The organism is Micromonospora tarensis, assembly GCF_016803395.1.
Classification (GTDB): domain Bacteria; phylum Actinomycetota; class Actinomycetes; order Mycobacteriales; family Micromonosporaceae; genus Micromonospora; species Micromonospora tarensis.
Genome location: NZ_JAEVHL010000272.1, coordinates 1 through 8,124 on the forward strand (window position 1 = coordinate 1; position 8,124 = coordinate 8,124).

The following is an 8,124-nucleotide window of genomic DNA, read 5'->3' on the forward strand; positions in this document are numbered from 1 at the left end:
CGGCGGACGCGACCGCCGCTACCGGGAGCTGCTCGACGAGTCGGCGGCGCTGGCCGGGCGGCTGCGCGCCGAGGGGGTGGGTGCGGGCTCGGTCGTCGCCCTGTGCGCCGAGCGAAGCCCGGAGATGGTCGTCGCGGTGCTCGGTGTCCTGCTGGCCGGAGCGGCGTACCTGCCGCTGGACCCGTCCCACCCGCGCGCCCGGCTGGACCTGATGCTCGACACCGCCGACGCCGCGCTGGTGCTCGCCGACGAGGCGGGGCGGGCCGCGTTCGGCGCCGGTGCCCCGCCGTCGGTTCCGGTACGGCCGCTGGCCGACGCCGACCTGCCCTGCACACCTGTCGACTGGCGCGGCTACCGGGCGTCGGCGGAGGTGGTGTGCGGGCTGTCGTACGTCATCTTCACCTCCGGCTCGACCGGCGCGCCGAAGGGCGTGCAGATGACCCACCTGTCGCTGGCCAACCGGCTGGTGTGGATGCAGGAGGAGTATCGCATCGGCGTCGGCGACGTGGTGTTGCAGAAGACGCCGTACACCTTCGACGTGTCGGTGTGGGAGCTGCTCTGGGCGTTCATGACCGGCGCGACGCTGGTCACGGCCGAGCCGCACGCGCACCGCGATCCGCAGGAGTTGGCCGCCGTCATCGCCCGCGAGGCGGTGACCACTGTGCACTTCGTGCCGTCCATGCTCGCGCTGATCGTCGAGGAGCCGGGCCTGGCCCGGTGCACCGCGCTGCGCCGGGTGGTCTGTAGCGGGGAGGCCCTGCCGCCGAAGCTGGTCAACAAGCTCACCGCCGCCCTGCCGGAGGTGCGGGTGGACAACCTGTACGGCCCCACCGAGGCGGCCATCGACGTCACCGCCTGGCCGTGCCGCCGGCCCGAACCGGACCCCACCGTCCCGATCGGCCGGCCGATCACCAACGTGATCGCGTACGTCCTGGACGACACCGGTGCGCTCGCCCCACTGGGGGTGCCCGGGGAACTGGTCCTCGGCGGTGACTGCCTGGCTCGGGGGTACGCCGGTCGGCCCGACCTGACCGCCGAGCGGTTCGGCACGGTGCACGTCCTCGGGCACCCCCAGCGGGTGTACCGCACCGGTGATCTGGCCTGGTGGTCGCCGCAGGGGCAGCTGAACTACGGCGGACGCATCGACACCCAGGTGAAGATCCGTGGGCAGCGGGTGGAGCTCGGCGAGATCGAGTCGGTGCTCAACCGGCATCCGCTGGTGGCGAACAGCGTCGTGCTGCTCCGCGACGACCTGGGCGCGGCCCCGACCCTGGTCGGGTACGTGGTGGCCGAGCGGCACACCGACGCGGGCGAGGTGACCGAGGCGGCGCTGCGGGCGTTCCTGGCCGAGCAGCTCCCCGAGCACATGGTGCCGCTGCGGTACCTGGTGCTGTCCGAGTTGCCCGCCACCGCCAACGGCAAGGTGGACCGCCGGGTGTTGCCCGCGCCGCCGGCCCGGGTCCGCAGACCGGTGCGGGCCGGGACGCGCTAGCCCCGGCGTTGGCGAGTGATCGTCATCAGTGCCGACGAGTGAGTTCGGCGGCGACCACGGGTACGGTTTCGGTGCGCGACAAGCACAGGCGGCCGGCGGCCCGGAAACGGCCCGCCCGGTCGCGACGAACCGGGGAGGGGAGCGGGCGTGGCGCAGCGCAGAGCACTTGTGGTCCGGGGCGGATGGGAGGGACACCAGCCGGTCAAGGCGACGGAGTTGTTCATCCCGTTCCTGGAGCGTAGCGGCTACGCGGTCCGGGTCGAGGAGTCGACGGAGATCTACGCCGACGCCGCCGAGATGGCCGGCACCGACCTCGTCGTACAGTGCATGACGATGTCGCAGATCACCGCGGAGCAGGTGGCGGGTCTGCGCGCGGCGGTCGCCGCCGGGACCGGCTTCACCGGGTGGCACGGCGGCATCGTGGACGCGTTCCGCGCGTCGTCGGACTACCTCCAGCTGGTGGGCGGCCAGTTCGCGACCCACCCGGGTCGGGAACCGTGCGAGCGTCGCGGTGGCGAGGAGGACAATTTCCTGCCGCACCGGGTGAGCTTCACCGACCTCGGCCGGGAGCACCCGATCACCACCGGGATCGAGGACATCGACCTGGTGACCGAGCAGTACTGGGTGCTGCACGACGACCTGATCGACGTGCTGGCCGTCACCACCCACCCCACCCAGAGCTGGCACCCGTGGCACCGGCCCGTCACCTCGCCGGCGATCTGGACCCGACTCTGGGGTGCCGGGCGCATCGTCGTCACCACCCCGGGGCACAGCCTCGACGTGCTGGAGCACCCGGGCATCCGTACCGTCATCGAGAGGGGGATGGTGTGGGCGACCCGCACCGCGTCGGCGTCGTAGGTCTCGGGTTCATCTCCCGGGCATACCTGGACACACTCGCCCACCACCCGGCGGTGCGCATCGTCGCGGTGGCCGACCTCGACAACGACCGGTCGGCCGCGGTCGCCGCCGCGACCCTCGGTGCCGAAGCGTCCACCGTCGAGCGTCTGCTCGACCGGCCGGACGTGCAGACGGTCCTCAACCTCACGATCCCCGCGGCGCACGCCGAGATCTCGCTGGGCGCGATCGACGCGGGCAAGAGCGTGTACGTCGAGAAGCCGCTCGCCGCGGTGTTCGCCGACGGCCGCTCCATCGTCGAGCGGGCCGCGTCCGCCGGGGTCGGCGTCGGGTGCGCGCCGGACACCGTCCTGGGCACGGGCACGCAGACGGCGCGCGCGGCGATCGACGGAGGTCTGATCGGACGTCCGCTGTCCGCGTCGGCCGTCATGGTCACCCCGGGGCACGAGCGCTGGCATCCCAACCCGGACTTCTACTACGCCCCGGGCGGCGGCCCGTTGCTGGACATGGGGCCGTACTACATCTCGGCGCTGATCCACCTGCTCGGGCCGGTGCGCGCGGTGCGCGGCGCCGCCAGTCGGCTGCGCGCCGAGCGCGTCATCGGCTCGGGCCCGCGCACCGGCCAGCGGGTGCCGGTGCGGGTGGACACCCACGTGACAGGTGTGCTCGAGCACGTCGACGGTGCCCTCTCCACCCTCACCACGAGCTTCGACGGCGTCGCGACGACAGCTTCGCCGATCGAGGTCCACGGGGAGACCGGCACCCTCGCCGTACCCGACCCGAACTACTTCGACGGTACGGTCCGCCTGTTCAGCCTCGGCGGCAGCGACTGGCGGCCACTCGAACCGCTCGCCGGTTACGCCGAGGGCTCCCGGGGCATCGGCCTGCTCGACGCTGTCCGGGCCGACGGCCAGCGTCCGCCGCGCGCCGGGGGCGATGTCGCGCTGCACGTCCTCGACGTGATGACCACAGTGCTCCGCTCGGCCGAGGAGGGCCGACGGATCGAGCTGACGACGGTGACGCGGCGTCCCCCGCTCGTCCCGCTCACTCCGGCGGAGAACTGGCGGGGGTAGCCGCACCGGGGTGCCGCCGGCGGCGTCGGCCAGCTCAAGGATTGCTCAAATTCGATCGCCGCGAACCCCCTCCGCCGCCGGCGCACATACGCTCAGCGGATCACTCCGGCGCACGGAAGTCCGCCGCCTCAACCATCCGTCACAAGCAGAAGGAGGGGGAATGCGGCGCATCCAACGACGCATCGCACTTCTGGCGCTACCCACGCTGGTGGGCAGCATCCTGGTGGCAACCGGGCCCGCGGGCGCGGTTCCCGCCGGGCCGTCGGCCGCCGCCGGCCCAGCGCAACTCGACGACCGCGATTCGGTACGCCCGGTCCGGATCAGACTCACCGGCGCGGACATGCTGGACCGGGTGGCCGCCGCCGGCTTCGATCTTGAGCACGGCCTACGGCGCGTGCCGAGCGGCATCGAGGGCGAGGCCCTGGTCAGCACCGAGCAGCTCGCCGACCTGACGGCGATGGGCGTCGAGGTGCTCGGCGACGACGTTGGCTTCGCCTGGAGCGACCAGGCCGACGGCGGCTTCGGTACCGCCGGGGCGCGGGCGGTCCAGCCGGCCAGTCACGAGGCGACGGTCCGAATCGCCCGCGCCGACTGGTTCACCACCAAGGGCCAGGGCTTCCTCTACGTCGAGGCACGGACCACCGAGGGGCAACAGGCGGACCCGGTGGTCGGGATGCAGCTAGAGAACGACTCGGGCAAGGGCACGCCCTTCGGCTTCGCCCGGACGATGAGCCGCTTCGTCGACTCCGGGCAGTACATGTTCCACCGGAACCTGTTCAAGCTCGACGAGCGCCCCAAGCAGATCCGGGTGACGAGCTCCACCGGCGGTGTCGCCACCGGCGTCGTCTCCGACTGGCTGGAGAAGGCCCCGCCGCCGCTCACCGCGAACCCGTCCTACAAGTCGGACTTCGTGGACGGCTACCGGCACCCGCAGCAGCTCTACGGTCGTGCCAAGGAGATCGCCCGCCAGTACCCGGACATCGCCGAGATCGTCTACCTGCCGAACCAGACGAACGGCTACCAGCGCAAGGCGCAGGCCCAGATCGGCGGTACCGGGCAGGCGGCGGTAGTGGTGACCTCGGCGGCGTGGGGCCACGAGGGTGGCAACGACATCACAGTGGACTTCGTGGAGCGCCCGGGTGCCGACCTGCCGCTCGCGGTGGAGGTGGCGGGCCGGGCCGTGCGCGTTTTGCTCGGCAAGGACGCCGCCGGCCAGTTGGCCAGTACGGCGGCCGAGGTGGCGGAGGCACTGCGAACCCGGTCGGCGGGCCTGATCGGCAGGGCGCACCCGTACCGCACCAACGAGGGCAGCGGCGTCGTCGCGCCGACGGCCGGCCCGGTCGCGCTCACCGACTTCCTGGACCAGAAGCGCGCCGGCGCGCCGGCGGGCGAGGTGCCGCGCGGCCCGGTCACCATTCCGGTGCTGCGGATCGGCAAGCACCGCGACGGCAGCAAGCCCGGTGTGCTGATCCAGGCGCAGGACCACGCCCGCGAGTGGGTGCCGGCGACGACCAGTCTGGAGTCGGCCGAGCGGCTGGTGCACAACTACCGGTCCGACCGGGAGACGAAGAAGATCGTCGACGACACCGACGTGTTCTTCATCCTGTCCAACAACCCGGACGGGGCGAACTACAGCTTCTACAACTTCGCCTCGCAGCGCCGGAACATGACGAACCACTGCCCGGACGAGAACGCCGACCCGGGTCGGCGCAACTCCTGGGGCGTCGACCTGAACCGGAACTACCGGGTCGGGTCGGGCCACGACGGCTACGCCGGCGCGTCGACAAGCTGCGTCAGCGACACCTTCCAGGGGCCGGAGGAGCTCTCCGAGCCCGAGTCGAAGAACATCATCTGGCTGGTGGAGAAGTACTCGAACATCAAGTTCATGATGTCGGTGCACTCCAACGGCGGTCAGCTGTTCTGGCAGCCCGGCGCGTACATCGCGGACGGCCGGATCACCACGCCGCGTCCACCGTTGGGCGACGAGGCGTTCTACTGGCAGTCCGCGGCGCGGATCCTGTCGCAGGTCAAGGCGCACCGGGAGACCGTGGTGACGCCGGAGAACGTCGGCGGCTCGTCCGACGTGCTCTACTCCTCGGCGGGCAACGTGCGTGAGGACCTGTACCACACCTACGGCATCTACGCGTTCGGCTGGGAGGTCGGCGGGTCGGTCTACAACCCGGCCACCGGCGACTGGCAGGGCGGTTCGTTCCAACCGGAGTGGGTGGGCAATCCCGACCTGGTCAGTGGGCACGCCGAGACGATGGAGTACGCCAACGGGATCATGGAGATGTTCCGGGTCGCGGCGGACTGGGGTCGGGACCACAGGGACCCGACGTCCCGGCTCGTTCCCGGCGCGGGGCGCTACTCCGGCCCGGTCGACGTGCGCTTCGAGACCAGCGAGCCGGCCACCATCTACTACACCACCGACGGCAGCCGGCCGACGCTCGAGTCACCCCGGTACGCGGCGACCGAGTTCCGCGAGCCGGGGCAGGTGTTCCACGTGACCGAGACGACGACGTTCCGCTGGTTCTCCGTCGACAGCGCCGGCAACATCGAGCGGAACTACGACCCGACGAAGAGGGACAGGCGCGACAACTACCGCACGGCGACGATCAGGATCGTCAGCCGCTAGCACCCTTCTGTGATCGTCATTGCCCCGTCCGCGCGCGTCCACCAGCGCGGACGGGGCAAGGGTCCGTGCGGGCCGCTCAAAGCGCCGTAAAGATTGACGTTGCGCTATGTCAGGAGAACACTCGGAGCTGGCTCCGGTGACCCTCCGACCTGAGCCGATGGCTGCCGGATCCGACCGCGCCCGAAGGACCCCACATGCGCAGACTCGCTCGCTCCAGCGCCGCGCTGCTACTGCTCCTGGCAGCGACCACGACCGTCGTCACGACCACCGACCTGCCGGCATCGGCACTGGAGAACGGGTTGGCCCGCACCCCGCAACTGGGGTGGAACGACTGGAACAGCTTCGGGTGCAGCGTCAGTGACGCCCTCGTCCGGCAGACCGCGGACGTGATGGTGTCCAGCGGCATGGCCGCCGCCGGCTACCAGTACGTCAACATCGACGACTGCTGGTCGACGCGCAGCCGCAACGGCAACGGCGACCTGGTACCCGATCCGCAGAAGTTCCCCAACGGGATCAGATCACTCGCGGACTACGTACACGGCAAGGGTTTGAAGCTCGGCATCTACTCCTCCGCCGGGTTGACCACCTGCGCCGGGTACCCGGCTAGCCTCAACAACGAGCAGCGGGACGCCAACCTGTGGGCGTCCTGGGGCATCGACTACCTCAAGTACGACAATTGTGGCGACACCCAGGGGCGCAGCGGTCAGCAGCGTTACACGGCGATGCGGGACGCGCTGGCCCGCACCGGGCGACCGATCCTGTTCGCGATCTGCAACTGGGGTAACGACGACGTCGGTTCGTGGGGGCCGGCCACCGGCAACTCCTGGCGTACCACCGGCGACATCGCCGGGAACTGGGGTTCGGTGATGGGCATCCTGGACGCCCAGCCCCGATGGGCCGCGTCCGCTCGGCCGGGCGCCTGGAACGACCCGGACATGCTTGAGGTCGGCAACGGGCTGACCGACACCGAGTCGCGGACCCACTTCAGTCTCTGGTCGCTGCTGAACGCGCCGCTGATCGCCGGCAACGACCTGCGCTCGATGAGCGCGACCACTCGGTCGATCCTGACCAACACCGAGGTCATCGCCGTGAACCAGGACTGGGGAGGCCGGCAGGGCAACAAGATCGCTGACAGCGGCGACCAGGAGGTCTGGCTCAAGCCGATGGCGAACGGTTCCGCCGCTGTGGTGTTGCTCAACCGTGGCGGCGGCACGGCCACCGTGTCGACCACCGCGTCCGCGCTCGGGCTGGGCAGCGCGTCGAGTTACACGGTGCGCGACCTGTGGACACACACCACCGGCAACTCCGGGCCGACGATCAGCGCGTCCGTGCCCTCGCACGGGGCGGCCATGTTCATCGTCTCCGGCGGCGGCACCCCACCGCCCGGGGGCGGCACGAGCGTGCTGCGCGGCGTCGGCTCGAACCGCTGCCTCGACGTGCCGAACGGCGACGAGACCAGCGGCACCCTGCCGATCATCTGGGACTGCCACGCCGCCGACAACCAGCAGTGGACCCGCACGAGCGCGGGTGAGCTGCGGACCGCCGGCGGCAAGTGCCTCGACGTCTACGACAACGGCACCGCCAACGGCACCGCTGTCGAGATCTGGGACTGCAACGGACAGGCCAACCAACAGTGGCGACTCAACAGCGATGGCAGCCTCCTCGCTCTGGGCGCCGGCAGGTGCCTCGATGTCATCGGCAACGCCACCGCCAACGGCTCCGCCGTCGCGATCTGGGATTGCAACGGCGGCAACAACCAGAAGTGGCGTACGACGTGATCGCGTCCGTCCGTTGACGGCGGCCGGCCCGACCGGGCGCCGTGGCAGGCGACGCCGTCGGGGCGGTTCACCCGCCGACGAGGTCGAACCGTTCCCACGGCCCGATAGCGGTCCGGTTGGCGATCAGCGGGGCCCTGCCGGCGTTCTCGGCGCTGACGTACTGGCCGATTGGCCCGTGACCGCAGTAAAAGATGTGCACGTTGCCGGCGGTCGCGGCCAGGGGCTGCACGGGTGCGGCCTGGTTGGCGGCGGCCGGCGGCTGCGCGCCGTGCCCGCCTGGGCGGGCGGGGT

Annotated in this window: 6 protein-coding genes; 5 read left to right on the top strand and 1 reads right to left on the bottom strand. The window is 71.2% G+C overall.

What is annotated here, in order from left to right; translation table 11 throughout:
- The 5 genes from JM949_RS30930 to JM949_RS30950 all read left to right on the top strand — a co-directional run.
- Nucleotides 1-1,492, top strand: a 1,492-nt coding sequence (locus JM949_RS30930) for an amino acid adenylation domain-containing protein (RefSeq protein WP_203151653.1), incomplete at its 5' end; no start/stop codon positions are given.
- A gap of 147 nt (nt 1,493-1,639) precedes the next feature.
- Nucleotides 1,640-2,350 carry a ThuA domain-containing protein gene (locus JM949_RS30935; protein ID WP_203151654.1) on the top strand — a complete coding sequence of 237 codons (711 nt, stop codon included), beginning with the start codon at nt 1,640-1,642 and terminating at the stop codon, nt 2,348-2,350.
- Nucleotides 2,320-3,420 (top strand): Gfo/Idh/MocA family protein, encoded by a 1,101-nt coding sequence (locus JM949_RS30940; RefSeq protein WP_203151656.1) that lies wholly within the window; start codon nt 2,320-2,322, stop codon nt 3,418-3,420. Before JM949_RS30935 ends, JM949_RS30940 begins: the two co-directional genes overlap by 31 nt.
- Nucleotides 3,421-3,580: 160 nt before the next feature.
- Entirely contained in the window at nt 3,581-6,055 is a 2,475-nt protein-coding gene (locus JM949_RS30945) for a M14 family metallopeptidase (protein WP_203151658.1), read from the top strand.
- A gap of 194 nt (nt 6,056-6,249) precedes the next feature.
- Nucleotides 6,250-7,833, top strand: a complete 1,584-nt coding sequence (locus JM949_RS30950) for a ricin-type beta-trefoil lectin domain protein (protein WP_203151660.1) — start codon at nt 6,250-6,252, stop codon at nt 7,831-7,833.
- A gap of 67 nt (nt 7,834-7,900) precedes the next feature.
- On the opposite strand, the gene JM949_RS30955 is transcribed toward JM949_RS30950, so the two are convergent.
- On the bottom strand, nt 7,901-8,124 hold a 224-nt coding region (locus JM949_RS30955), incomplete at its 5' end, for a fascin domain-containing protein (RefSeq protein ID WP_407664859.1).

Bases quoted from the DNA above. Each gene is read 5' to 3' on its own strand.
- JM949_RS30950 (WP_203151660.1), top strand. From the start codon at position 6,250: ATGCGCAGACTCGCTCGCTCCAGCGCCGCGCTGCTACTGCTCCTGGCA.
- JM949_RS30945 (WP_203151658.1), top strand. From the start codon at position 3,581: ATGCGGCGCATCCAACGACGCATCGCACTTCTGGCGCTACCCACGCTG.